The following is a 25,734-nucleotide window of genomic DNA, read 5'->3' on the forward strand; positions in this document are numbered from 1 at the left end:
GCGTGCCGACGTGCCGACGTGCTGGCGTCAGGAGCTTGTGAGGATGACGAGCTGCTGGGTCGCTCTGGTCATCGCGACATAGCGGTCGACCGCTCCTTCGATGCCCGTGCCGAACTCCTCCGGATCGATGAGGACGACCAGGTCGAATTCGAGCCCCTTCGACAGCTCCGGCGTCAGCGACCGGACGCGGGGCGTCGACCGGAACGTGGGATCGCCGATGACGCAGGCGATCCCTTCCCCATGCGCGGCGAGCCAGGCGTCGAGGATCGAGTCCAGATCCGAAACGGATCCGTGTACGACGGGGACGTCGCCGCTGCGGATGGACGTCGGCACATTGGCGTCCGGGAGCACGGTCCGGATGACCAGCTCGGCTTCCGCCATGACCTCTTCCGGTGTCCGGTAGTTGATGCTCAGGGAGGCCACGTCGATCCGGTCGAGCCCGATCCGCCTCAGCCGTTCCTGCCACGACTCCGTGAACCCGTGCCTGGCCTGGGCGCGGTCCCCGACAATGGTGAAGCTCCGGGACGGGCAGCGGAGCAGCAGCATCTGCCACTCGGCGTCGGTCAGTTCCTGAGCTTCGTCCACGACGATGTGGGCGAACGGGCCGGCGAGCAGGTCCGGTTCGTCGGCGGGCAGCGCGCTCTCGTCGATCAGGCTGTCCCGTACGTCCTGTCCGTGCAGCATTCCCATCGCGCCTTCGCTCTCGTCGATCACGACGTTCTGGAGCAGGCTGTCGATGACGCCGTCCATGCGCTCGCGTTCGGCGGCGACTGAGGCCTTGTTCCGACGTGTACGCCGCGACGCTTCCGGGTCGCCGAGCCGCTGCCGTGCCGCGTCCAGGAGCGGCAGGTCGGACACCGTCCAGGCCTGGGCGTCCTCGCGCTGGAGCTTCGCCACGTCGTCGGGACCGAGCCAGGGAGCGCACATCCGCAGATAGGCGGGTACCGACCACAGGTCTCCGACGAGGTCGGCCGCTTCGAGCAGCGGCCACGCGCGGTTGAAGGCCGTGAGCAGTTCCCTGTTCTGCCGCAGTGACTTGCGGAGCAGGTCGGGCGGGACGGCGCTGTCCTGTGCCGAGGCGTCGCCCTCGTGCGCGTCCACCAGGATCGTGAGCAGTTCCTCCCAGACCTGCTCGCGCGCCTCGTTGTGCGGAGTACCGGGTTCTGCCGCTTCGAACGCCACGGCCCAGTCGCCGGCGCTCAGCCAGATGTCGGACCAGTGGGTCGTGACCGTCATTCCCTTGGCGGGCGGCTCCTCGTAGAACCTGACGGCCGTCTCGATCGCCTTCACCATGTTCACGGACGACTTCAGGAGGGCCACGTCCGGATCGGTCTCGATCGCCGCTCCGGCTCCCTCGGCGACGAGGTCCCGCAGGGTGCAGGTCTGTACGCCCTCCTCGCCGAGGCTGGGCAGGACGTCGGCGACGTAGGCCAGGTAGGGCTGGTGCGGACCGACGAACAGTACGCCGCCACGGCGGTGACCGAGGCGCGGGTCGGAGTAGAGGAGGTAGGCGGAGCGGTGCAGGGCGACAACGGTCTTTCCCGTGCCCGGACCGCCGTCTACGACGAGAGCGCCGCGGGATCCGGCCCGGATGATGGCGTCCTGGTCGGCCTGGATGGTGGCGAGCACGTCTCGCATCCGTTCCGACCGGTTGCTGCCGAGGCTGGCGATGAAGGCGGACTGGTCGTCGAGGGCGGCGTGCCGCTCACGCCCGTCGGCGGTGAACACCTCGTCCCAGTAGTCGCTGATCCGGCCGCGGGTCCAGCGATATCTGCGGCGGCTTGCCAGTCCCATCGGATTGGCGTGCGTCGCCGCGAAGAACGGCTCGGCCGCCGGGGAGCGCCAGTCGAGCAGCAGCCGGCGGCCCGCGCTGTTGGTGAGGCCGAGCCGTCCGATGTACGCGGGCTCGGAGTCGTCCGCGCCGACGATATGTCCCAGGCACAGGTCCAGACCGAAGCGGCGCAGGGCGCGCAGCCGACCGGTCAGCCGGTGGATCTCGATGTCCCGGTCCATCGCCTGCCGGCCGATGCCGCCGGGCGTCTTGCGCTCGGCGTCGAGGCGGTCGGACAGCTCGGCGATGGCCTGTTCGAGGCTCTCCGCGATGGCCGCGAAGTGCTGCTCGTCGTCGGCGATCAGCAGTGGGTCGGCCTTGGCGGAGAGGCGGTCGGGAAGGTCGAACGCGCTGGTGGTCAGGGGTTTCATGCCATCAGCCCCGATCCGAGGTCGCGCCTGCGAAGCCCGACGGCGCACACACCGGCACCTGGGCCACCGGCACCTCGGCGCTGAGCGCCCGCGACCGGGCTGAGCGCCCGCAACCGGCTCGACGTACCGCACACCCCATGAACTGACAGCAACACACGCACTTTGTGGATCTCCCGTTTCCGCAGGTCCTGGCCTCGGCCAGTGATTCTGCGCCACGACCCGGGCCTTGCCGCAAGCCCCCCGGTGCGCTATACGTTGAGAGTGGCGAGGCGTGGGTACGGGTATGTGCTGCGGCCCGGTCCGCCGATACTACGAACCCAGCTGCCGGTAGCGTCCCTTGAAATACATCAGCGGGCCGCCCTCCGCGCTCGGCAGTTCCGCTGTCAGGACCCGGCCGATGACCAGTGTGTGGTCGCCTGCCTCCACGCGCTGTTCCGTACGGCATTCCAGAGCCGCCAGTGAGCCGCCGATCAGCGGTGCGCCGCTCACCTCTCCGCGGCGGTACGGGATGTCCTCGAAGAGCAGCCGGTCGCTGATGCGGCCCTTCATCGCGAACCGGCCCGCGATGTGCCGCTGACTCTCCGTCAGCAGGGAGGCCGCCCACAAGGGCTGTTCGGCGAGCAGATCGTCCATGCGGGAGCCGTTGCGGACGCTGACCAGGACCAGTGGCGGTTCCAGGGAGACGGACATGAAGGCCGTCGCCGTCATGCCGGCGTCCTCGCCGCGCGGGCCCTCCGTGCTCAAGGGCGGTTCGTGGGCGGTCACCAGCACCACGCCCGCGGCCAGTCGTGCCAGGGCGGCGCGGAACTCGTCGTTGCTCACTCCCTCAGCATGAGGGATGGCCTCCGTAGGAGGGATCGCCTCGGCGCGAGGGACGGCCTCGGTCTGGGCGGCGGGGGTCGTCTGGAACTGGGGCTGGGACACGGGCGAACGCTAGCTCCCGCCGCCGTCCGTCCACATCGGGCCGACGGACCAGGACCGGTCCTAGGACCGGCCGCCCAAGGACCGCCAAGGACCGCCTGGGACCGCCATCCGCAGCGGCGAGAGCGTCGTAGGATCACGAGGGATGGCCCCGGGTCTCCCGGGCCCTGCGGGCTCCTCCGGAAGGCCCCGCACGCCGTCCGGAATTTGCGTTCAAGAAAGCCCTGGAGCGCTCCCATCAGGCGCTCTTCCTCCTCTTCGGATCATGTGACTTGAGTCACAGAGCGCAGTATTTGCTGACCCTGTGTACCGGGCGAACAGCTCGCTGTGATTCAGTGGCGATGAGAATGCAACACGAGAGCCGATGAGAATCCTGGAGTTGCTGTCGAGGTCTCGGGGAGAGCGAGCAATGGAGACCGAGTCGGAGCCGTATGTCCGTCTTGCGACCCTGCGGCAGTTGCACCAGGCCGTCGCCGAACTCAACACCGCCCGCAGCCTGGCGGACACCCTCCAGACCGTCGCGGACGGTGTCGTCAAAGGACTCGGCTACGAGCTGGCGTGCGTCAATGTCGTCCAGGCCGACGGTGATCTCGTCGTCGCGGCCTTCGCGGGCAGCGCCGCCGCCGAGGCGCTGATCACCGGCCGGGTCGGCTCCCGGGGCTCCTGGGAGCGCCGGCTCGCGATGGGCGAGAGCTGGGGCGACCTGCGGTTCATACCGCACACCGAGGGCTGGGTGCTGCTGGAGGACGACGTCCCTCAGTGGTACACCGACGGCCCCGATCCGCGCTTCGAGGACGAGTGGCACCCGCAGGACCGCCTCTACGCGCCGATGTACGCGTCCGGCGGCGGCTGCGAGTTGCTCGGTGTCATCTCCGTCGACCGGCCGCGCGGTGGCCGCCGTCCCGGGCCCTGGGGACAGGAAGCCCTCCAGATGTACACGTCCCAGGCCGCCATTGCGATCAGTAACGCTCGCCTGCGAGCAAATATGCAGCGCGCCCTCGTACGGCTCGAACGCGAACAGCAGGCGCTACGGGCCAGTGAGGAATCCTTCCGTCAGGCGTTCGAGTACGCGCCCAGCGGTATGGCCATCGCCGAGATGGGCGGCGACCAGCACGGTCGGCTGCTGCGGACCAATGACGCGCTCTGCCGGCTGCTGGGCCGTCCGGCCTCCGCGATGCGCCGCCACTCCTTCTCCGATCTGGTCCATCCCGAGGACATAGGGACGCTGCTGCGCACCTCCGCCGAGGGCGGCCGGGCCGAGCTGCGGCTCGCCCGCCGCGATGGCACCTACGTCTGGGTCTCGCTGCGTAACTCCGTGGTCGCGGACACCGCCGACGGCCCCCGCTTCCTGCTCACCCATGTCGAGGACATCGAGGAGCGCAAGAGCCGCGAGCTCCAGCTCGCCCACCGCGCCTCGCACGACTCGCTCACCGGCCTGCCGAACAGCGCGGAGCTGCGCTCCCGCCTCAGCTCCCGGCTCTGTTCGCGGCCCCATGCCCTGCGGGAGACCGCGGTCGAGGCGCTGGACGCGGCGTACGGCGGATACGAGGGCACGGTGCTGTACGAGCCCGGATACGACGCGTACGACGGCTATGACGGGTACGACGGCTACGAGGAGCAGGCGGGCCGCGGCGGCGGCGTACGCAGCGGTGGCGGTGGCGGCCCGGCCGGGGCCGGTGCCTTCGACCATCATGTGCACATGGTCGCGCCCAGCGACGACGGCGAGGCCGACGACGGTACGAAGGGCCTCGCGGTGCTCTTCTGCGACCTCGACGGTTTCAAGTCCATCAACGACCGCTTCGGCCACAACACCGGCGACGCGGTCCTGATCGAGGTCGCGCACCGGCTGACCACGGGCGTACGGGACGGCGATACAGTCGCCCGGCTCGGAGGTGACGAATTCGTCGTCCTCGCGGACGGCCTGGGAGCGGCCGACGCCGCGGATCTCGCCGTACGGCTGCGGAACGCGATCATTCCGCCGATCCGGGTCGACGGACGGGCGGTCCGGGTCGGCGCGAGCTTCGGCATCAGCTGGGCGGCCTGCGGGATGTCCGTGGAAGAGGTCCTGCAATCCGCCGACCAGCGGATGTATGTCGAGAAGCGGTCCCGCAAGACGGTCCACCGGCGGGCGGGATAGCCCTCTGTGCGTGTGTGCGTGGTGTGGTGAAGGCTTGAGTGCTCCGGCGCCCTGGAGGTGTCCGGTGAGTATCCGGAGGCGTCCGTACGTATGCCGGTACGAACGCCGATACGTATGCCGGTACGTAGGACAGGACAGAACAGGGCCGGATTCGGGACAGGGCTGGGACAGAGCCGCGACGCGTTGTTTACCGCGGGGGCCGCACAGTGGCAACGCACAGTCAAGGCCCGTCCAAGGGCTTGCTCATTCGAGGTAGGCTCGGCCGGTCGGCGACGCTGGCGAGATGGTAAGGAGTGACCCAGGGATGACGGCCGGGAACAACGGCGCGAGCACGCCCGAGGACGACGATCCGTTCGGCTATCTGTACGAGGACGGACAGGCGCAGGGCGGCGGTCAGCGGCGCCAGGGCGGCTACGGCTACCCGGGTCCCGGTGCGCAGCCCGGGGTGCCCAGGACTTCGTACAACCAGGTCAGAACGGTCGGCGAGCGCCAGTACGGACAGCCGCAGGTCCCGCCGCAGCAGCAGGCGCCCGCCTATGGGCAGCAGCCGCAGTACGGCCAGCAGGCCGCGTACGGCCAGGCGGGCCAGGCGCCCTACGGCCAGCCGAGCGCTCCGTACGCCGCACCGGAGACCTATCCCGGCGCCTCCACCACCCGTCAGGTGCCCGCCCAGCGCGGCAGCGGCGGCGGCGGCGGACGCGGCGGCCCCAACACCAGAGGCCTGCTGATCGGCGCGATCGCGGTGGTCGTGGTCGTGGTGATCGGTATCACAGCCGCGGTGCTCTCCAGCGGCGACGACGGCCAGGACAACGAGGCGACTCCGTCCGGCGGCCCGTCGGTCTCCACCTCCGAGCAGCCCGGTGACAAGCCCAGCGAGGGCAAGTCCGAGAAGCCCGCCGAGGGCATCCAGCTCCCCAAGCAGGACGCGGCAACCCTGAAGCTGGGACCGCCCGCCGCGCTGGCGACGGACATCAAGGGAGCCGAGGGCACGAACGGCTCGTATGTGACGGGCTTCAACGCCGTCGGCGCGTCCGTGACCTGGACCGCCGATATCGAGAAGGCCGGCGCGTACGCGCTGTCGGTGCGCTACGCCATCCCGGCCAAGGACGCGAACGCGACTCTGACCGTCAACGGCAAGGCGAACTCCAACCCGATCGGGCTGAAGAACTTCATCCATTCGAATGATCCGAACTGGGAGAAGAACTGGCAGACCACCTGGGCGCCGGTCGAGCTCCAGGCGGGCCAGAACACCATCAAGATCTCCTGCGAGCCGGGCAACCAGTGCGATGCCATCCTCGACTGGCTGGAAGTCACGCCGCCGAAGAACTGACCTGACCTACCACGCGTAGGAACCCTGCCACCGTCCCGGCCATCGCCTCGCGAGCCGGGACGAGGTATTTCCTGGGATCCACGGTCGACGGACGGTCCGTGAGGTACTCCCGTACGGCGCCGGTGAAGGCCGTGTTCAGGGCCGTACCGACATTGATCTTGACCATGCCGGCCGCGACCGCCCGGCGGATCTCCTCGTCGGGCACGCCGGAGGAGCCGTGCAGGACGAGCGGTACGGGCACGGCCGCGCGCAGGGCGCCGATCAGCGCGTGGTCCAGGGCCGCCGTACGCCGGGTCATCGCGTGGGAGGAACCGACCGCGACCGCCAGGGCGTCCACACCGGTTTCGGCGACATAGGCCGCCGCCTCCGCCGGATCCGTACGGACACCGGGCGCATGTGCGCCGAGGGCCGCGCCGAGCGGCGGTTCGCCGTCCTTGCCGTCCACCGCGTCCTTGCCGCCCACCGCGCCCAGCTCGGCCTCGATCCAGACGCCGTGGTCGTGGCCAAGCCGCACCGCGTCCGCCGTGGCCTTGAGGTTCCGCGCGTACGGCAGCTTCGAGGCGTCGAACATCACCGAGCTGAAACCGGCGTCGAGTGCGGCCCGCAGCAGGTCCGCCGACTCGACATGGTCGAGATGGAGCGAGAGCGGTACGGAGGAGGCGCGGGCGACGGCCGTCGCGGCGGCGGTGACAGGGCCCAGCCGGCCGCCGTGGAACCTCACCGCGTTCTCCGAGATCTGGAGGATCGCGGGTGCGCCGGCCCGCTCGGCGCCCTCGGCGATCGCCTCCGCGTGCTCCAGGGTGATCACATTGAAGGCGGCGATTCCGTGGCCACGGGACGCGGCGGCCGTGACGAGTTCGCCCGTGGTGACGAGTGGCATGTGCTCCTCAGCGCTCCTCAGTTTCTTTCTCTCCCGGGCCCGTAGCCCGAAGCTGTCCGCCCGAGGCTCTTTACGTGGGCGGGTGTTCCTTCACCGTGACGCGCGGCAGGAGTTCCGCGTACGCCTCGGCGTCGAACTCGCCCGCCGTCGGCGCCAGTACCGTCGCCGTGGCGAGGGCCACCGCGCGGCTCAGCCGGGCCGGCCACGGGAGGCGTTCGACCAGGCCCGAGAGCAGCCCGGCCACGGCGGAGTCGCCCGCGCCCGTCGGATTGCCCTTCGCCGTGGCGGGCGGAACCGCCTGCCAGACGCCGTCCGGAGTGGCCGCGAGTATGCCGTCGGGGCCGAGCGAGGCGATGACCGCGTGGGCGCCGCGGCGGCGGGCGTCCTGGGCGGCGCGCAGCGGCTCGCGGGAGCCGGTGAGCCCGGCGAGCTCCTCGGCGTTCGGCTTGAGCAGGTCGGGCCGGGCGGCGACACCTCGGCGCAGCGGTTCGCCGCTGGTGTCGAGGAGTACGGGCACGCCCGCGCCACGGGCGCGGCGGACCAGCTCGGCGTACGCACCCACATGGATGCCCGGCGGCAGGCTGCCGCAGAGGGCGACGGCCTCGGCGCCGGTGAGCAGCCGCTCGTACGCGCTGAGGAAGGCGTTCCATTCGGCGGCCGAGACGGTCGGTCCCGGCTCGTTGAGCTGGGTGGTGTCGCCGCTCGTCCCGTCGACCACGGCGATGGTGCGACGCGTGGATCCGGCGATCGGTACGAGCGCGTCCACGGGCCGTGTGATGCGGTAGGCCGGTCCGGTGCCCGGCCGGTGGCCCGTACCGGCGCCGTGGCGGTGGTGTCCGGAACGGCCGCCACCGAGCCGGTGGGCCGGGCCGCTGCCGTCCCTGCCGCTTGGGGTGCCGGGGCCGTGCCCGGCCGCGTGTCCCTGGCCGGCCGCCCGGGGCCTCGGCGTGTCGCGTCCTGGACGGCTCCTCGGTCCGCCGCCGTGCCCGCCGTGCTCACCATGAGCGCCGTGTGTTGGCCCGGCGCCCGGGCCCGTGAACAGCGCCGGATTCGCCAGCAGTTCGCGCAGGACATCGCCCGTACGGCCGCCCGCGAAGCCCGTGACCACCGTCTCGTGGCCCAGCGCCGCCAGCACCCGCGCGACATTGAGGCCCTTGCCGCCAGGGCGTTCGATGACCTCGCTGACGCGGTGCGTGGTGTGCGGGACGAGCGCGGAAGTGCGGTACGTGATGTCCAGCGCGGTGTTGAGCGTCACCGTCAGGATCACCGTCACTCCCGGGGTAGACGAGCGCGGTATACGAACGCGCGGCCGATTATCGGAGCGATCATGTCAAAAAGAAAGCGGTTGGCCCAGACCCTGGGCCGGCCGCCTTCCATGAACTCGTATCCGCCCGTCCACCTGCCCGTAAGGGCTTGCTTCGGATCACGCCAGGACCAGCCCGGCCGAGACCGGCCCCGAGATCAGCCCAGCCCCGGGTCGACCACCCAATCGCCCTTGTACAGAACGCCCTTGACCGAGAAGCCCGCGTCCAGGACCACCAGATCCGCGTCCTTGCCGGGCTCCAGCGAGCCGACGCGGTCGTCCACACCCAGCAGCTTCGCCGGATTGGCCGAGATGGCCTGGACGATCTCCTCGACCGGCAGCCGGTCCACGGTCGCGGCCCGCTTGAACGCCGTGTCCAGCGTCAGCGTCGAGCCCGCGATCGAGCCGCCCTCCACCAGCCGCGCCACGCCGTCCTTGACGTCCACGGCGAGCGGGCCGAGCTGGTAGCGCCCGTCGCCGAAGCCCGCCGCGTCCATCGCGTCCGTGATGAAGGCGACCCGGCCGCCGCCCGCGCGGTGGAAGGCCAGCTCCAGGGCCGCCGGATGCAGATGCGTACCGTCGTTGATCAGCTCGACGGTGACGCGCTCGTCCTCCAGCAGCGCGGCGATCGGTCCCGGCGTCCGGTGGCCGAGCGGTGGCATCGCGTTGAAGAGGTGCGTGGCGACGGTCGCGCCCGCGTCGATGGCCTCGACGGTCTGCTCGTACGTGGCGTCCGTGTGCCCGATCGCGGCGATCACGCCGTGCTCGGCCAGCAGCCGTACGGAGTCGATCCCGCCGGGCAGTTCGGTGGCGAGCGTCACCATCCGCGCCGTGCCGCGCGCCGCGTCGAGCAGTTTGCGCACCTCGGCCGGGTCGGGATCGCGCAGCAGCTCCTCGCTGTGCGCGCCCTTGCGGCAGGGCGAGATGAACGGGCCCTCGAAGTGGATGCCCGCCAGATCGCCCTGCTCGACCAGTTCGGAGAGGATGCTCGCGCGCTGGGCGAGGAAGTCCATCTCACCGGTGACGGTGGAGGCGACGAGTGTGGTGGTGCCGTGCTCGCGGTGCGTACGGATGCCCGTCAGGACGTCGTCCACGGAGCCTCCGGTGAAGGAGGCGCCTCCGCCGCCGTGGTTGTGCATGTCCACGAAGCCGGGAACCAGCCAGTGTCCTGACAGATCGAGGACGGCGGCGTCGTCCGGTGCGGCGCCCACGATCCGGCGTCCCTCGACGATCACCCGCCCGCCCTCCACGGTCCCGGTGGGCAGCACCACCCGGGCGCCGGCGAGAACGGTGCTTTCGGCGCGTGCGGCCATCAGGCGCTTACCTCCGGGGCGAGTGGGTCGGTGGGGGGATGGATGACGGTGACGGTGACGCGGGATCCGGTCGTGGACGGCGCGCCGGTCGCGGATGATGCGTCGGACGGTGCTGCGGTGGCGGACGGTACGGCTGTGGCAGACGGTGCTGTGGTGGCGGACGGTGCTGCGGTGGTGGCGCCCGAGCCGGTGACGGCGGCCGGCCCGTCGGCCGGAGCCACCAGGTCCCAGGCCAGCAGTCCCGCGCCCAGGCATCCGGCGGTGTCCCCGAGGGCCGCCGGCACGATCTCGGGCAGCTTCTGGAACGTCACACGCTCCTCGACCGCCGCCCGCAGCGGTGTGAACAATGTTTCCCCTGCCTCGGCGAGACCGCCACCGATGATCAGCGTCCGGGGATCGAGCAGCGTGAGCGCGGTGACCAGACCTGCGGCGAGCGCGTCGACCGCGTCGAGCCAGACCCGTACGGCCTCGGGATCGCCCGACTCCACGGCCTTCGCGCAGTCGGCCGCGTCCGCCTCCGGATCGCCGCTCGCCGCCGCCCACGCGCGGCTCACGGCCGCCGCCGAGGCGAGCGTCTCCAGACAGCCGCGCTGCCGGCAGCCGCACTCGGGCCCGTCGGGACGGACCACGACATGGCCGATCTCGCCCGCGTAGCCGTGCGCGCCCGCCTCGATCGTCCCGCCGATACCGATGGCCCCGGCGATCCCGGTGCCCAGCGGTATGAACATGAACCGGTCCGCGCCACGGCCCGCGCCGAGCCGCCCTTCGGCGAGACCGCCGGTGCGTACGTCGTGCCCGAGCGCGACCGGTACGCCGCCGAGCCGCTCGGCGAGCAGCGCGCGCATCGGTACGTCACGCCAGCCGAGGTTCGCCGCGTACACCGCGATGCCGTTCTCGGCGTCGACGATCCCGGGAACGGCGACTCCCGCCGCGAGGGCGCTCTCGCCGAAGTGCTCGGCGCCGTACGCGCGCAGCTCGGCGGCGAAGCCGAGGATGCTCTCCACGACGGCGTCGGGTCCGCGCTCCCTGCCGGTCGCCCGCCGCACCTCGTACAGCAGCGCGCCGTCCGCCCCGACCAGGGCGGCTTTCATGCCGGTGCCGCCCACATCCAGGGCGATGACGTGTCTCACAGGGACAGTCTCGCCCGTAGACCCATGAAAGGTCTAGTCCACTGTCCTGGATTGTTGTGCGTCCATACAAACGGCGGATCCTCATGAGCTCTCATGAGCTCTTGGCACAGACGTTGCCGAAGCGAAACCGGCGTTCCGTGGACCGTAAACCTCCGGATAGTGGAAAATCACAGATTCATACCGGGACCGTGGCTTCACGCAACGGAAGAACGAACACTGACGCGAGCACCGAAGTACGCGAACACCGCAGTACGTGAACACTGAAGAACAGAGGCGGAACAGAGCTGTGCAGCAGCGCTTTCGGGGAGCGACGGCGGCCATGGCCGCACTAGGCATGACAATGGCGCTGGCCGGCTGTGGCAGCACGGCGGGCTCTGGGGACGTCACCCTCAGACTTGTCGCCGCCGACTACGGCAATGGCTCGGCCGACAGGTCCGACAAATACTGGGCCGAGCTCGCCAGGAATTTCGAGTCCGAGCACCCGGGCATCAAGATCGATATCGATGTCCGCTCGTGGAAGACCGTCGACAAGGACGTCGCGGACATGGTGGCGCAGGACAAGGCTCCCGACCTGGCGCAGATCGGCTCCTACGCCGACTACGCCAAACAGGACAAGCTCTACACCGCGGACCAGGTCCTCTCCGTACCCACGCAGGCGAACTTCCTGTCCCAGCTCGCCGACGCCGGCAAGGTCAACCGCATCCAGTACGGGCTGCCCTTCATAGCCTCGGCCCGGCTGCTCTTCTACAACAAGAAACTCTTCGGGCAGTCCGGCCTGAGCGCGCCCAAGAGCTGGGACGACATCCAGTCCGACGCCGAGGCGCTCAAGGCGGCGGGCGTGACGACTCCGATCGCGCTTCCGCTCGGCTCGGAGGAGGCGCAGGGCGAGACCATGATGTGGCTGCTGGCCGGTGGTGGCGGTTATCTGAACAACGCCGACGGCTCGTACGACATCGACTCGGACCCGAACATCAATACGTTCAACTGGCTCAAGAAGAACCTCGTCGGCGCCGGGCTGACCGGTCCGATCGCTCCGGCGAAGCTCGACAGGACCACCGCCTTCAAGGCGTTCACCAGCGGCCAGGTCGGTATGCTCAACGGCCATCCGACGCTGCTGCTCGACGCGCGGAAGGCGGGCATCGACGTCGGGATGCTGCCGCTGCCCGGCTTCGACGGCAAGCCCAAGCCGTCGATGGGCGTGGCCGACTGGATGATGGCCTTCAAGCAGAACGGCCACGCCAAGGAGATCGGCGCGTTCCTGGACTATGTGTACGAGGACAAGAACGTCCTCGACTTCGTCGGGCAGTACGACCTGCTGCCGGTCACCTACAGCGCGAACGAGGCGATGGCGGCGGACTCGGCGTACAAGGAACTGAGCACCTTCCAGGAGGTGCTGCCCACCGCCGAGCTGTATCCGTCGGGCAAGAAGTCCTGGGGCGGCGTCAGCCAGGACATCAAGGACAACATCGGCAAGGCGGTCGAGCCGAGCGGGAACCCGGGAGTGATCCTCGGGCGGATCGCCAGGGACGCGACGGCGGCGGAGGTCGCCGAGTAGCGTGGCGGTGAGATGACCACGCCTGAATCCGCTGAGCCCGCTGAGCCCGCTGAGCCGACCGAGCCCGCTGAGCCCGCCGCGTCGGCCGAGCTCGGCGGTTCCGACGACGTACGCGGTCCTGGCGGGCTGTCCAAGCGGGACCGCGCCGTTCTCGCCGTCGAACGGCGCGGCTGGCCGGGGCCCGGCGCCAAGGAGCGGGCGATCAGGGAGCAGCTCGGTATCTCGCCGACCCGCTACTACCAGCTGCTGGGCGCGCTGCTGGACGATCCGCGCGCGGCGGAACACGATCCGGTGACGGTGAACAGACTGCGCCGGATCAGAGCGGCGAAACGAGAGCGCCGCGAGGGCTGAACACCGGGCGCCAGAGGCCTCAGGCCGACAGGGCACTCACCGCCGGGCGCCCGGCGCTTTCGTTTCCGTCCGCCGGGGCCGTCCGCGCCGATAAGGTCGGAGGCATGGGCAGCAACCCGTACTCCGTCTCCTTGCCGGAACCGACCACTCCCGTCGGCGCCGACGGCCTGGCCGCGCTTCTCGCCCGGCCCGGTGAAGCCGTCGTCGCCCTCGACTTCGACGGCACTCTCGCCGAGATCGTGCCCGATCCCGAACAGGCCCGCGCCCATCCGCGCGCCGTTCCCGCCCTGGCCGCGCTCGCGCCGCATGTCGCGTCCGTCGCGGTGGTCACCGGCCGGCCGGCCGGAGTCGCGGTCCGGTACGGCGGCTTCGCCGGAGTGCCCGGCCTGGAGCATCTCGTGGTCCTCGGCCACTACGGCGCGGAGCGCTGGGACGCCGTCAGCGGCACCGTCCGTACGCCCGCTCCGCACGAGGGCGTCGCGGCCGTCCGCGCCGAACTCCCGGGATTCCTGGAGCGGTTCGACGCCTGGCGCGGCACCTGGATAGAGGAGAAGGGCCAGGCGGTCGCGGTCCACACCCGCCGCGCCACCGATCCCAGGGCCGCCTTCGAGGCCCTGCGCGAGCCACTGGGCGAACTGGCCGCCCGCCACGGACTGATCGTGGAACCGGGGCGCCTGGTCCTGGAACTGCGCCCGCCCGGCATGGACAAGGGCGTGGCGCTGCTGGAGTACGTCCGCGAGGTGGGCGCAGGGACCGTCCTCTACGCGGGCGACGACCTGGGCGACCTCCCGGCCTTCGCGGCGGTCGAGAAACTCCGCTCCGACGGCCACCCGGGCCTGCTGATCTGCAGCGGCTCGGAAGTCCCGGAACTCGCCGAACGCTCCGACCTCCAACTCCCGGGCCCCGCAGCACTGGCCGACTTCCTGGCGGCACTGGCCCGGGCGATGGACTGACGCGGCGGACTTCCGTCTGGCTCAGATCGCGCGCAACGCTTCCAGTTGGTCCAGGAACCACTGCTGCGGCGGCAGGGCTGTGGCCGCCGCGGTCAGGCGTTTGGCGCGTTCGGTGCGTTCGTCCGGTGGCATGGTCAGTGCCTTGTGGAGGGCCTTCGCCGTGGCGGTGATGTCGTACGGGTTCACCGGGAGGGCGTCCTCGCCCATCTCCTCGTACGCTCCCGCCTCCCGCGAGAGCACCAGCGCGCAGCCGCGCTCGGAGATGACGGGGATCTCCTTCGCGACCAGGTTCATGCCGTCGCGGATCGGATTGACCAGGGCCACGTCCGCCAGCCGGTAGGCGGCCAGGGAGCGGGCGAAGTCGTCACGGACATGGAGGACGACCGGCGACCAGTCCTCCGTGCCGAACTCGGCGTTGACCGCGTCGGCCACCCGGCCGACCTCGGCGGTGTAGTCGCGGTAGATCGCCAGGTCCTGCCGGGACGGGTAGGCGAAGGCGACATGGACGACGCGCTCGCGCCACTCCGGATGGTCGGCCAGGAGCTGCCGGTAGGAGAGCAGACCGCGGACGATGTTCTTGGACAGTTCCGTACGGTCCACCCGCGCGATCGTCTTGCGGTCGGTGCCTTCCGGGGTACGGCCGATCTGCTCGCGCAGGGTGACGATCCGTTCGTCCACATCCGGCCGGTGCGCGCGCTCGCGCAGGAAGTCGGCGTCCGTGCCCAGACCGTGCACACCGATCCTGGTGTTGCCCGTCCCGCCCAGCAGCTCCGTACAGCAGGCCGTGAAGGCGTCCGCCCACCGGTGCGTCAGAAAGGCCGCCCGGTCCGCGCCGAGGATGCCGCGCAGAAGCTGGCGGCCGATGTCGTCGGGCAGCAGCCGGTAGTAGTCCACCGGCGCCCAGGGCGTGTGCGAGAAGTGGCCGATCCGCAGATCGGGCCGGAGCGCCCGCAGTATCCCGGGCACCAGCGCCAGGTGGTAGTCCTGCACCAGCACCGCCGCGCCCTCCGCGGCCTCGTCCGCCAGCGCCTCCGCGAAGGCGCGGTTGTACATCTCGTACGACGCCCACTGCGCGCGGAACTCCGGGCCGAAGGACGGCTCCAGCGGAGTCTGGTAGAGCAGGTGGTGGACGAACCAGAGCGTGGAGTTGGCGACGCCGTTGTACGCGTCCTCGTACACCTCCGGCGCGATTCCCAGCATCCGTACGCGCTGTCCGCCCGTGTCGGCCGGATCGAGCCGGCCGCCCGTACGCCGTACCGCCTCGCGGTCGCCGTCCCCGAGCGCCGCGCACACCCAGATCGCGTCCGCGTCCGGGCCGATGGCCGAGAGGCCGGACACCAGCCCGCCGCCGCCCCGCTTCGGCGCCAGCTCGCCGTCGTCGCGCACGCTGTACGAGACGGGACCGCGGTTGGACGCGACGAGGACCTGGGCCCGGGAGGACGGCTCGGTAACCATGTGCCGAAACCTAGCCCGTCGCGTAAACGCTCAAACGTACGGACGGTGTGGTCTGTGCCCGGACACGGTCCCACACGTTCTAGCGGCGGCCACGCGTCGCGGCCAGCGCCACCGCGCCCGCGCCGGTCAGCGCGAGCGCCACTCCGCCCAGCAGCCACAGCCGTTCCGCAGCTCCTCCGGTGTCCGCGAGCTGTCCGTTCAGCGACTCGTGCAGAGGCTCGTGCGGAGGCTGATGGGCGAGCTCGTGGAGCGGCGGCGCGTGGACCGGCGCGTGGACCGGCGTGAGCAGAGGCCCGGACGCCTGAGGCGGTACGTGCGCCATGGCCGACGCCTGTCCCGGCGACAGCAGCACCAGCGTCCCGGCCAGCACTCCGAAGAATCGGCAGATAATCAGATGTTTTGCCCTCATAAGGGCGCAATGTAGGCAATCGGTGAGGTGATCCGCGGTTACGCCGCGCGTCCGGACGTGTACTCCGCGATCTCGCGTATCGGCGGCCGTTCCTCCGTGTCCACGGAGTAGGTGCGCGGTACGAAGCCGTTCTCGCCGCGGTCGAACTGCGTCAGCTCCGGCCGTACCAAGTGCGCCCGGGACAGCCGCAGTTGAGCCGTACGGTAGATCGCCGCGGCCATCCGCCCGAGCGCCCGGTCGTCCTGGTGGCGGTGCAGCCGTACGCCCACGTCGACCTGGCCCAGCGCGTCCAGGCCCACCGTGTGCAGCGCGTCCACGAGCAGTCCCAGTTCCACGCCGTATCCGACCGGGAAGGGCAGCCGCTCCAGCAGCGAGCGGCGCGCCGCGTACTCCCCGCCCAGCGGCTGGACGAAACCGGCCAGGCGTGGCCAGTGCAGATTGAGCAGCGGACGCGCCACCAGCTCGGTCACCCGCCCGCCCTGCCCGCCGACGGTTCCATTCATGCCGCCGCCCTCGCCGTCCGGATCGTCCTCCCGCAGCGGCCGGTCGTACATCGCCTTCACGAACTGCACATCCGCGTCGGTCAGCAGCGGTCCCACCGTCCCGGACACGAAATCCGCCGAGAACCGCCGCAGATCGGCGTCCACGAAGCACACCACATCGCCGCTCGTCACCAGCAGCGACCGCCACAGCACCTCGCCCTTGCCGGGCAGCGCGGGCAGCCGCGGCAGAATCGCGTCCCGGTGCACCACGCGCGCGCCCGCCGCCGCGGCGACCTCCGCCGTACGGTCGGTCGAGCCGGAATCGATCACCACCAGCTCGTCCACGAGCGGCGCCCGCTCCATCAGCTCGCGCCGGATCACGGAGACGATCGCGCCGACCGTCGCCTCCTCGTCGAGCGCCGGGAGCACCACGCTCACCGTGGTGCCGCGCGCGGCCTTCGCCACCAGGAGCCGGTCGAGCGTACGGTCGGCCGCTGACCAGGAACGCCTGGTCAGCCAGCGTTCCACCTCTTCCAGCACGGTCGGTACTCCCTGACGTGTTCCATGAACGTGACCCGCGAATCCGGTCGGAACCGGGCCGCGACCGGGCCGGAACCCGGTCGAACGTGATCCATCTCGCGGTGCGGACCACTATCTCAACCGTCCGCTCCTTCGGTTACAGTCTTGAACAACACGAATGACCTCCGCATGCCGGGGGTCGTTACGTGGAAAAACGCGCCGGGCCTGGCCCGGCGTCATAGCGCTCATCCAGAGGGACTGAGGGAACGGCCCGTTGAAGTCCCGGCAACCCTCCCGCCGACCGCGAGGTCACGGTGGGGAAGGTGCCAATTCCGTCTTGCGGCGAAATGCGTCGTAAGGAAGATGAGGAGAAAGGGCCTCGCCATCATGGCTGTGCAGACCGTCCACCACGCCAGCGACACCGTTGACCTCGGACCCGCCGCCGCCCTCTCGTGCCGCGAATGCGGAGAGCGTTTCGATCTCGGTCCCATTTTCGCCTGCGCGAGCTGTTTCGGGCCGCTCGAAGTCGCGTACGACCTGCCGAGCGGCACTCCGGAAGAGCTGAAGAAGCGCATCGCGGACGGCCCGGACAACATCTGGCGGTACGCGCCACTGCTGCCCGTTCCCGCCGATGTGGCCTCGAAGCCGAACATCAATCCCGGTTTCACCAAGCTGGTCAAGGCCGACAATCTGGCCCGCGAGCTCGGCATCACCGGCTCCCTGCACATCAAGGACGACTCCGGCAATCCGACGCACTCCTTCAAGGACCGTGTCGTCGCCATCGCCGTCGAGGCCGCCCGCGCCTTCGGCTTCACCACGCTCTCCTGCTCCTCCACCGGCAATCTGGCGGGCGCCGTCGGCGCCGCCGCCGCCCGCGCCGGCTTCCGCTCCTGTGTGTTCATCCCGCACGACCTGGAGCAGGGCAAGGTCGTCATGGCCGCGGTGTACGGCGGTGAACTCGTCGGCATCGAAGGCAACTACGACGATGTGAACCGCTTCTGCTCGGAGCTGATCGGCGATCCGCTGGGCGAGGGCTGGGGCTTCGTCAACGTCAACCTCCGTCCGTACTACGGCGAGGGCTCCAAGACGCTCGCGTACGAGATCTGCGAGCAGCTCGGCTGGCGGCTGCCCGACCAGATCGTCATCCCGATCGCCTCCGGATCACAGCTCACGAAGATCGACAAGGGCCTCCAGGAACTGATCAGGCTGGGGCTCGTGGAGGACCGGCCGTACAAGATCTTCGGCGCCCAGGCCGAGGGCTGCTCGCCGGTGTCCACCGCCTTCAAGGCCGGGCACGATGTCGTACGGCCGCAGAAGCCCAACACCATCGCCAAGTCCCTGGCGATCGGCAATCCGGCCGACGGCCCGTACGTCCTGGACATCGCCCGCCGCACCGGCGGCGCGGTCGAGGACGTCAACGATGAGCAGATCGTCGACGCGATCAAGCTGCTGGCGCGCACCGAGGGCATCTTCGCGGAGACCGCGGGCGGAGTGACCGTCGGTGTGACCAAGAAGCTGATCGAGGCCGGAGTGCTCGATCCGGCGCTGACGACCGTCGTCCTCAACACCGGTGACGGACTGAAGACTCTGGACGCGGTGGCGCCGACGACGGGCCCGACCGCGACCATCCGCCCGAGCCTGGACGCGTTCCGCGACGCCGGCCTGGCCCGCTGACCTGACCTGATTTGGCCCGGCCCGGCCTGGCCCGCTGATCCCGACGACGTTACGGAAGACGGAAGGCAGAACACCACTATGAGCGTCAATGTCCGCATCCCCACCATTCTCCGTACGTACACCGGCGGCAAGGCCGAGGTTCCGGCGGAGGGGGCGACTCTCTCCGAGGTCATTCAGTCCCTGGAGGCCAGCCATCCCGGTATCGCCGCGCGAGTCCTGGACGATCAGGGCAAGTTGCGCCGGTTTGTGAATGTGTACGTGAACGACGACGACGTCCGCTTCGAGCAGGGCCTGGAGACCGCGACTCCGGCGGGCGCGGGCGTCTCGATCATCCCGGCGGTCGCCGGAGGCTGAGCTTCGGCGTGGCTTCCGCGTGGCTTCGGCTTAGCTTCGTCGTCGCGACGCCGAGCGACCGGCATGGCTCCCTCCGCAAGAGAAGCGGAGGGAGCCATTCTTTATGGTTGAACGCGATAGAGTGTGGGAACGCCCCTCCGCCGCCCATGTGGCGCGTGTATGAGAACGCGACAAGATAGGGCTGAAGTCCTGGTGCTGTTTGCACTGTAGGTGCGCTTTGCCCGGCCCGACTTGCCCGGGAACGCAGCGAATTCGTCGCTATGCGTGTTCAGCCATGCCCAGAATTCTCGTCCGATTGACCTGTTGCAGAGGGCAGTTGGGCAGATACATTCAGCCGCGGTCGACGCGTTCCGGCGCGAAGTGTGGCCCCTGGAAGGGCCAGTAATAGGGGAGTTAGGCATGGCTCAGGGCACCGTCAAGTGGTTCAACGCGGAGAAGGGATACGGCTTCATCGCGGTCGACGGTGGTGCGGATGTTTTCGTCCACTACAGCGCGATCCAGATGGACGGTTACCGCACCCTTGAAGAAGGTCAGCGAGTGGAGTTCGAGATCTCGCAGGGCCAGAAGGGTCCGCAGGCGGACATGGTCAAGCTCGCCGTCTGATCCCGGCGCGATCGGCCACCGACGCACTCAGTTCACGGCTCACGCCGAGGGGTCCGTATCCCGGAGACGGGATACGGGCCCTTCGTGCGTGCCCGGCCCTTCGTGCGTGTTCGGGCGTCACCTCGCGCGTGTCCGGGCGCGGGTGGGGTACGGGCGCGGGCGGGGGCCTGCGGATGGGGGCCTGTGGGTGGGGGCGCTTGCACTCTCGGGGGTCGAGTGCTAATCATTGGCGTTAGCACTCTGCGAGTGAGAGTGACAACTTAAGGACCGGGTCGGTGAGGCCCGAAGAGCCGGTGGGGCAAGGAACCGCACGGCTCTCAGGCCGTCCGTCGCGGGCGCCAGCGCGGTCCGGAGCAATCCACCCCCTGTCCGGGAGGACCACTTCACATGGCCAAGATCATCGCGTTCAACGAGGAGGCACGGCGCGGTCTCGAGCGCGGGATGAACCAGCTCGCCGACGCCGTCAAGGTCACCCTTGGCCCCAAGGGTCGCAACGTCGTCCTCGAGAAGAAGTGGGGCGCCCCCACGATCACCAACGATGGTGTGTCCATCGCCAAGGAGATCGAGCTCGAGGACCCGTACGAGAAGATCGGCGCCGAGCTGGTCAAGGAAGTCGCCAAGAAGACGGACGACGTCGCCGGCGACGGTACGACCACCGCGACCGTGCTGGCCCAGGCGCTCGTCCGCGAGGGCCTGCGCAACGTGGCCGCCGGCGCCAACCCGATGGCCCTCAAGCGTGGCATTGAGAAGGCCGTCGAGGCCGTCTCCGGCGCCCTGCTGGAGCAGGCCAAGGACGTGGAGACCAAGGAGCAGATCGCTTCGACCGCCTCCATCTCCGCCGCCGACACCCAGATCGGCGAGCTCATCGCCGAGGCCATGGACAAGGTCGGCAAGGAAGGCGTCATCACCGTCGAGGAGTCCCAGACCTTCGGTCTGGAGCTCGAACTGACGGAGGGCATGCGCTTCGACAAGGGCTACATCTCCGCGTACTTCGCCACCGACATGGAGCGTATGGAGGCGTCCCTGGACGACCCGTACCTCCTGATCGTCAACTCCAAGATCGGCAACGTGAAGGACCTCCTTCCGCTGCTGGAGAAGGTCATGCAGTCGGGCAAGCCGCTGCTGATCATCGCGGAGGACGTCGAGGGCGAGGCGCTGTCGACTCTGGTCGTCAACAAGATCCGTGGCACCTTCAAGTCCGTCGCCGTCAAGGCTCCGGGCTTCGGTGACCGCCGCAAGGCGATGCTCAACGACATCGCCATCCTCACCGGTGGCACGGTCATCTCCGAGGAGGTCGGCCTCAAGCTGGAGAACGCCGGTCTGGACCTGCTGGGCCGCGCCCGCAAGGTCGTCATCACCAAGGACGAGACCACCATCGTCGACGGTGCCGGTGACAGCGACCAGGTCGCCGGCCGGGTCAACCAGATCCGCGCCGAGATCGAGAACAGCGACTCGGACTACGACCGCGAGAAGCTCCAGGAGCGCCTGGCGAAGCTGGCCGGCGGCGTGGCCGTCATCAAGGCCGGTGCCGCGACCGAGGTCGAGCTGAAGGAGCGCAAGCACCGCATCGAGGACGCGGTGCGCAACGCCAAGGCCGCCGTCGAGGAGGGCATCGTCGCCGGTGGCGGCGTGGCTCTGCTCCAGGCCGCTTCGGTTTTCGAGAAGCTTGAGCTCGAGGGCGACGAGGCGACCGGCGCCAACGCCGTCAAGCTCGCGCTGGAGGCTCCGCTCAAGCAGATCGCCATCAACGGTGGTCTTGAGGGCGGCGTCGTCGTCGAGAAGGTCCGCAACCTGACGGTCGGCCACGGTCTGAACGCCGCGACCGGCGAGTACGTCGACATGATCGCCGAGGGCATCATCGACCCGGCGAAGGTCACGCGGTCCGCGCTCCAGAACGCGGCCTCCATCGCCGCGCTGTTCCTGACCACCGAGGCCGTCATCGCCGACAAGCCGGAGAAGGCCGCCGCGGCTGCTCCGGGCGGTATGCCGGGCGGAGACATGGACTTCTGAGCCTGACGGCTCGGACCCGGTCCTGGTCCAGTTCCAGTTCCAGTACCGAGGGCGGCACCTCTTTCGAGGGGTGCCGCCCTCGGGCGTTTTCCGGTTCGGCAGCCTTCGGCTTTCGCGGCTTGCGGCTGGTAAGGATCCGCCGGGCTCATGACATATGAGAGGTGTGGAAACCTTTCGGACGACGGGGAGCGACGGGGGCCGTGCGCCCGACGGCGATCGCTCCGAGCGGTTCACGGCCATGTATGTACGCGAGCATCCGCGCGTATCGGCCTATGTCCACCGGCGGCTGGGCGACCGGAGCGCGGCGGAGGAACTGGCCGCGGAGGTCTTCAGGACCGCGTGGGAACGGATGGCCGCGGGCCATGAGACCAGCAGCGGCTGGCTGTTCGTCACCGCGCGCAATCTGCTGGGCAACCACTACCGCAAGAGCGCGCGCCTGACCGAACTCCACCGGCGCATCACCGACGAACTGCACCGCGCGCCCGCGTCCGGGCAGGACACCGCCGTACTGGACACTCTCGACCGGCTCCCGGACCGGCATCGGGATGTGCTGATGCTCAGTTACTGGGACGGGCTGAGCGCCGCCGAGATGAGCGAGGTCCTCGGCTGCGGGGTACCGGCGGTCTGGGTCCGGCTGCACCGGGCCCGTAAGGCGTTCCGAGACCTTTACGTACAGCCCGAGCCCGAGGAGTCGGCGTGATGCGTGTCAAGTCCCTGATCAAGCACGCCAACCCGGTGCCGGTGCCGGTCGCTTCCGAAGGCCGGGGCCGGCCGGGCAGGCGCGCCGTTCTGGTGGCGGCTCTCGCCGGCGGTACGGCCGCTGTCGTCGCGGGCGTCGCGCTGCTCGCGACCGGTCCCGGGGGAGCGCAGGCTCCCGGAGGCGGCGGCGCCGTCGCGGACCAGGCGTACTACGGAAGCACCGAGCAGTTGGAGGCGATGGCCGACGTGATCGTACGAGGCAGGCTCGGCCCCGGCCGCGAGGAGGACGCGGGCTCCGACCGCGGCGGAAGCAATTACACGGTCGCGCCGGTGGATGTCACGGCGACAGCCAAGGGCGAAGTGCCCGGAAACCGCCTCCAATTGTCCTACCTCACCCCGGGCACCGCCGCCGAGACGGCCCCGCTGACCGCCGGGAAGGAGTATGTCTTCCTGCTCACAAAGGACACCCCGACCACCGGAAGCCACTACCTCGTGAGCACCACCCAGGGCTGGTACGCAGTGACCACCGACGACCGCGCAACACCGGGCCCCGAGAACGACCTCCCGCTGAGCCCGACGGTACGGAGGGCGCTACGGCTCAGGGAGTGAGCGGGTGGGGTGAGCGGATGACCTGGTGACCTGGGTGACTCGCGTCAGCGGGTGTAGTCCTTGAGCTTCTCGGTCTCCAGGGTGACGCCGACGGGGTGGGGGAGCTTCACGGTCGCGCCGTACGCGTGCATGGCGCGGTTCTGGTACCCGCCTCCTTGCGGGGCGCTGTACACCACCACCTCCTGTGTGTCCCGGTCGATGAGCAGGTAGACGGGGATACCGGCTGCCGCGTAGCCGTCACGCTTCTCGACGCGGTCACGGAGATTCGTGTCGTGGTCGTGCGAGGTGACCTCGACCGTCATGAGAACACCGTCGGCCGGAGCCCATTCGCCGTGACCGACGAAGTTGTCGAAGGGCGCCAGCGCTCCGTCCGGGCGGGCGCGGCCGGTGCGGCAGGCCTCTGTGACCAGTCCCGGTTCCGGGTACAGCGCCAGTTCGGGACGTTGCCGCATGCACTCCGTCAGCAGCCACATCGTCATGGCTTTGCGGAGCTGGTCCGGCATGGGCTTGACCTCGACCCTTCCGTTGATGAATTCGAACTTCACCGTTTCGGGGGCCGTTCGGGCGACCTGTTCGAAGTCCTCGATGGACATCTGGGCGTGACGAGCAGTCCTGTGAACCGTCATACGTGTGTCCGTTCGGTTGGGCGGCGTGTTGCTGCGGCGCGGGCCAGGGCTGCGTGGGCGTGGACCTGGGTGGGTGGGAGTGCGGTTGGGGGCCGTACGGGTGGAGGTGTGCCTCGGCAGGTGCCGCACTCGCCGTCGAGCAGTGCTTCCGGGCGGCCCGGGGCGCCGCACTTGGCGCACTCCAGAACGCGTAGCGCGGGACGTGGCGTACGGATCGGCTCCGGTGGGAGTTTCGAGGTCAGGCGTACCCGGGCGAGGGCCGCCGCGTGGTGGACGACGGCCGGAAGTCCGGCGGTCAGGGCGTACAGCACGTCTCTCTCGTCGGCGCCTCGCTCGAACCAGGCGGCGGCCAGCGGCTCCAGAGCCGCGCAGTCGGCGGCGGACAGCGACATGGCGGGCGTGCTCCGGCCGAGCGCGGCCAGCAGGACGAAGGCACGGGATGGGGCACGGGAGGGAGTACGGGCCTGGGCCGAGACGGAGGAGGTCTGGGCGGCCGGGTCTGCGGGCTGGGCCGGGTCCGGGGGCGCGGTCGGAGGGTCGTCCGGTACGTCGCCGGAGATGAACGCCGTCCACCATGCGTTGTCCCGTGCCGTACGGGAGAACCACGTACGGGTGACCCAACGCGCACTCCCCGACCCGACGAGATGTTCGCGCCCGCGCCGCAGATGCCCCACGTTCTGGAGGTGGCGCAGCGCCGTGCGGAGGGCGCACTGTCCGTACGGGAGCACCTTGGCGAGAGCCTTCACGGAGATGTCCGCGCCCTCGGGCAACCGGTCGATGAAGGCGGCGACGGCGGCTTCACGGCCCGGAAGGTGGGTGAAGTCGTCGGCCGTACGGGCCAGTTGACCGGGAGTCGAACGCTTGCCGTAGCCAGGGTTCGCCATGGGGTGGGAACCGGGCGGCGTTGCGTGCGTCGGGTGCGCGGTGGCATTAAGCTGTGTGTCAGCCATGAGATCGCGAATCCTCAAGTGGTCGATCTTGATCGGTCAGGCCCCCGAAGGTGTTGTCCGCACCCGGGGGCCGTTCCGTTTTCTGGCACGCTAAAGCGCCGCCACCCTCCGTGGCAAATCGGTCACAAAAAGTCAACTGCCGAGGTAGGGAGGGTGGGTGGGTTGAAACCCACCTACCAATCCTCAGAAAAAGGGCTCGAAGCGCGGGACTTGAGCGCCGGGACGGGCGGGAGTCAGGCGAGGGGGAAGGCCGTTGCGGTGAGGTCTTCGGAGAGAGTCCACAACTTCCGGGCCAGGGTGGAGTTTTGGGCGGTGGCGCTGCGGGAGGCCCGGGTGGGGTGACCGCGTTGTTCGCCGCGGCCGTTAGGGCCGATGTAGGCGGCGCCTTCGAGGTTCTGGGTGGCGGCGAAGAGCGTCGGCAGGGCTCCGGCCGGGCCGCTCTGCATCACCAGCCGGCCGACGGTCGTGGCGACAAAGGTCATGGCCGGGCCGAGATGGCGGTTGAGTCCGGTGGTCGCCGCGCCCGGATGCGCGGCGAGGGCGAGCAGCGGTGAGTGGGCTTCCGTCAGACGGCGTTGCAGTTCGAGGGTGAAAAGCAGATTGGCGAGCTTCGACTGTCCGTAGGCCGCCGAGGCGCGGTAGCGGCGCCGCCGCCAGTTCGGGTCGTCGAGATCGAGCGTGGCCTTCTTGTGGGCGTTGGACGCGACGGTGACCACGCGGTCGGTGATCCGCGGCAGCAGCAGACAGGTCAGTGCGAAGTGGCCGAGGTGGTTGGTGCCGAAGTGCGTCTCGAAGCCGTCGGCGGTGCGGCCGAGCGGCACATTGGCCACGCCCGCGTTGTTGATCAGGATGTCGACCGGGCGGTCCCAGGAGGCCGCGAAGCGGCGTACCGAGGCGAGGTCCGCGAGGTCGAGCGGCAGCACCTCGATGCTGCCGACTGTTCGGCCGACTGTTCGACCGGCCAGGCTGTCGGCCAGGCTGTCGGTCACGCTCGCGGCGATCTCGCGGGTGCGTTCGACATTTCGTACGGCCATCACGACATGCGCCCCGGCGGACGCGAGCGCCCGGGTGGCCTCCAGCCCGATGCCGCTGCCCGCGCCGGTGACGATCACGGTGCGTCCGGTCTGAGGCGGCAGGTCTTCGAGGGTCCAGGGAGTGGGAGATGCCTTGGGACGGGTGGAGCGGAGTGGGCTGGTCATGGCTGCCAAAGTAGTCATCGGATACATTGTAGTCAATGGCAACATTCGGATGGGCGTGTGGATAGGGTGG

General features: G+C 69.8%; 22 protein-coding genes, 1 pseudogene and 1 riboswitch. Of the genes and pseudogenes, 11 read left to right on the plus strand and 12 right to left on the minus strand.

Annotated elements, in window-relative coordinates; translation table 11 throughout:
* Positions 1-27: 27 nt before the first annotated feature.
* Both helR and ACFV6H_RS03205 read right to left on the minus strand, forming a co-directional pair.
* Entirely contained in the window at positions 28-2,202 is a 2,175-nt protein-coding gene (gene helR / locus ACFV6H_RS03200) for an RNA polymerase recycling motor ATPase HelR (RefSeq protein ID WP_385537993.1), read from the minus strand.
* Positions 2,203-2,511: 309 nt separating this feature from the next.
* The gene (locus tag ACFV6H_RS03205) at positions 2,512-3,060 is read right to left on the minus strand and encodes a flavin reductase family protein (protein WP_385538920.1); all 549 of its coding nucleotides are present in this window, start codon (positions 3,058-3,060) and stop codon (positions 2,512-2,514) included.
* 472 nt (positions 3,061-3,532) lie between these two features.
* Between ACFV6H_RS03205 and cdgB the strand changes: the two genes are divergently transcribed.
* Both cdgB and ACFV6H_RS03215 read left to right on the plus strand, forming a co-directional pair.
* Complete coding sequence (cdgB, locus tag ACFV6H_RS03210; protein WP_384982731.1) at positions 3,533-5,260, plus strand: diguanylate cyclase CdgB; 1,728 nt, start codon at positions 3,533-3,535, stop codon at positions 5,258-5,260.
* A 304-nt stretch (positions 5,261-5,564) separates the two neighbouring features.
* A complete protein-coding gene (locus ACFV6H_RS03215; protein WP_385537996.1) occupies positions 5,565-6,590 on the plus strand; it encodes a CBM35 domain-containing protein in 1,026 nt (341 codons plus the stop codon).
* On the opposite strand, the gene ACFV6H_RS03220 is transcribed toward ACFV6H_RS03215, so the two are convergent.
* From ACFV6H_RS03220 to ACFV6H_RS03235, 4 genes and pseudogenes are all read right to left on the minus strand, one after another.
* On the minus strand, positions 6,571-7,470 hold the full coding sequence (locus tag ACFV6H_RS03220) for a ketose-bisphosphate aldolase (protein WP_385537999.1): 900 nt from the start codon (positions 7,468-7,470) through the stop codon (positions 6,571-6,573). The two genes, ACFV6H_RS03215 and ACFV6H_RS03220, sit on opposite strands and share 20 nt — an antisense overlap.
* Positions 7,471-7,540: 70 nt before the next feature.
* Positions 7,541-8,737 carry a 1-phosphofructokinase family hexose kinase gene (locus ACFV6H_RS03225; protein WP_385538002.1) on the minus strand — a complete coding sequence of 399 codons (1,197 nt, stop codon included), beginning with the start codon at positions 8,735-8,737 and terminating at the stop codon, positions 7,541-7,543.
* 194 nt (positions 8,738-8,931) lie between these two features.
* Positions 8,932-10,086, minus strand: a complete 1,155-nt coding sequence (gene nagA, locus ACFV6H_RS03230; protein ID WP_384982719.1) for an N-acetylglucosamine-6-phosphate deacetylase — start codon at positions 10,084-10,086, stop codon at positions 8,932-8,934.
* A gap of 215 nt (positions 10,087-10,301) precedes the next feature.
* Positions 10,302-11,216 (minus strand): annotated as a pseudogene (locus ACFV6H_RS03235) (ROK family protein); the annotation flags it as partial.
* Between the two features lie 319 nt (positions 11,217-11,535).
* Here ACFV6H_RS03235 and ACFV6H_RS03240 point away from each other — a divergent pair.
* The 3 genes from ACFV6H_RS03240 to otsB all read left to right on the plus strand — a co-directional run bounded on the left by ACFV6H_RS03240 (position 11,536) and on the right by otsB (position 14,075).
* Positions 11,536-12,771: an extracellular solute-binding protein gene (locus tag ACFV6H_RS03240; RefSeq protein ID WP_384982716.1), complete on the plus strand. Its 1,236-nt coding sequence runs from the start codon at positions 11,536-11,538 to the stop codon at positions 12,769-12,771.
* A 12-nt stretch (positions 12,772-12,783) separates the two neighbouring features.
* Complete coding sequence (locus ACFV6H_RS03245) at positions 12,784-13,122, plus strand: DUF3263 domain-containing protein (protein ID WP_385538006.1); 339 nt, start codon at positions 12,784-12,786, stop codon at positions 13,120-13,122.
* A gap of 104 nt (positions 13,123-13,226) precedes the next feature.
* Positions 13,227-14,075 carry a trehalose-phosphatase gene (otsB, locus tag ACFV6H_RS03250; RefSeq protein ID WP_385538009.1) on the plus strand — a complete coding sequence of 283 codons (849 nt, stop codon included), beginning with the start codon at positions 13,227-13,229 and terminating at the stop codon, positions 14,073-14,075.
* 21 nt (positions 14,076-14,096) lie between these two features.
* Here the strand turns inward: otsB and ACFV6H_RS03255 are convergent, their stop codons facing one another.
* From ACFV6H_RS03255 to ACFV6H_RS03265, 3 genes are all read right to left on the minus strand, one after another.
* The gene (locus tag ACFV6H_RS03255; protein ID WP_385538012.1) at positions 14,097-15,530 is read right to left on the minus strand and encodes a trehalose-6-phosphate synthase; all 1,434 of its coding nucleotides are present in this window, start codon (positions 15,528-15,530) and stop codon (positions 14,097-14,099) included.
* Positions 15,531-15,609: 79 nt separating this feature from the next.
* A complete protein-coding gene (locus tag ACFV6H_RS03260; RefSeq protein WP_385538015.1) occupies positions 15,610-15,939 on the minus strand; it encodes a hypothetical protein in 330 nt (109 codons plus the stop codon).
* Positions 15,940-15,977: 38 nt separating this feature from the next.
* On the minus strand, positions 15,978-16,961 hold the full coding sequence (locus tag ACFV6H_RS03265; RefSeq protein WP_385538018.1) for a glucosyl-3-phosphoglycerate synthase: 984 nt from the start codon (positions 16,959-16,961) through the stop codon (positions 15,978-15,980).
* A gap of 221 nt (positions 16,962-17,182) precedes the next feature.
* Positions 17,183-17,310, plus strand: a riboswitch (SAM riboswitch).
* A gap of 17 nt (positions 17,311-17,327) precedes the next feature.
* Between ACFV6H_RS03265 and thrC the strand changes: the two genes are divergently transcribed.
* The 6 genes from thrC to ACFV6H_RS03295 all read left to right on the plus strand — a co-directional run bounded on the left by thrC (position 17,328) and on the right by ACFV6H_RS03295 (position 22,889).
* Complete coding sequence (thrC, locus tag ACFV6H_RS03270; RefSeq protein WP_384982699.1) at positions 17,328-18,614, plus strand: threonine synthase; 1,287 nt, start codon at positions 17,328-17,330, stop codon at positions 18,612-18,614.
* Positions 18,615-18,692: 78 nt separating this feature from the next.
* On the plus strand, positions 18,693-18,968 hold the full coding sequence (locus ACFV6H_RS03275; protein ID WP_093596123.1) for a ubiquitin-like small modifier protein 1: 276 nt from the start codon (positions 18,693-18,695) through the stop codon (positions 18,966-18,968).
* 399 nt (positions 18,969-19,367) lie between these two features.
* The gene (locus ACFV6H_RS03280) at positions 19,368-19,571 is read left to right on the plus strand and encodes a cold-shock protein (protein WP_005315736.1); all 204 of its coding nucleotides are present in this window, start codon (positions 19,368-19,370) and stop codon (positions 19,569-19,571) included.
* Positions 19,572-19,958: 387 nt separating this feature from the next.
* Positions 19,959-21,581, plus strand: a complete 1,623-nt coding sequence (gene groL / locus ACFV6H_RS03285) for a chaperonin GroEL (RefSeq protein ID WP_066949617.1) — start codon at positions 19,959-19,961, stop codon at positions 21,579-21,581.
* A gap of 163 nt (positions 21,582-21,744) precedes the next feature.
* Positions 21,745-22,281 carry an RNA polymerase sigma factor gene (locus tag ACFV6H_RS03290; RefSeq protein WP_385538023.1) on the plus strand — a complete coding sequence of 179 codons (537 nt, stop codon included), beginning with the start codon at positions 21,745-21,747 and terminating at the stop codon, positions 22,279-22,281.
* Positions 22,281-22,889 carry a hypothetical protein gene (locus ACFV6H_RS03295; RefSeq protein WP_385538026.1) on the plus strand — a complete coding sequence of 203 codons (609 nt, stop codon included), beginning with the start codon at positions 22,281-22,283 and terminating at the stop codon, positions 22,887-22,889. Before ACFV6H_RS03290 ends, ACFV6H_RS03295 begins: the two co-directional genes overlap by 1 nt.
* A 44-nt stretch (positions 22,890-22,933) precedes the next feature.
* On the opposite strand, the gene ACFV6H_RS03300 is transcribed toward ACFV6H_RS03295, so the two are convergent.
* The 3 genes from ACFV6H_RS03300 to ACFV6H_RS03310 form a co-directional block, all read right to left on the minus strand.
* On the minus strand, positions 22,934-23,515 hold the full coding sequence (locus ACFV6H_RS03300) for a Uma2 family endonuclease (RefSeq protein WP_385538029.1): 582 nt from the start codon (positions 23,513-23,515) through the stop codon (positions 22,934-22,936).
* Positions 23,512-24,399: a hypothetical protein gene (locus tag ACFV6H_RS03305; RefSeq protein WP_385538032.1), complete on the minus strand. Its 888-nt coding sequence runs from the start codon at positions 24,397-24,399 to the stop codon at positions 23,512-23,514. Before ACFV6H_RS03305 ends, ACFV6H_RS03300 begins: the two co-directional genes overlap by 4 nt.
* A 299-nt stretch (positions 24,400-24,698) precedes the next feature.
* Positions 24,699-25,682, minus strand: coding sequence for an oxidoreductase (locus ACFV6H_RS03310; protein ID WP_385538034.1), 984 nt, complete (start codon positions 25,680-25,682; stop codon positions 24,699-24,701).
* Positions 25,683-25,734: the final 52 nt, after the last annotated feature.

The sequence above is a fragment of the Streptomyces sp. NPDC059743 genome (genome assembly GCF_042732975.1).
Classification (GTDB): domain Bacteria; phylum Actinomycetota; class Actinomycetes; order Streptomycetales; family Streptomycetaceae; genus Streptomyces.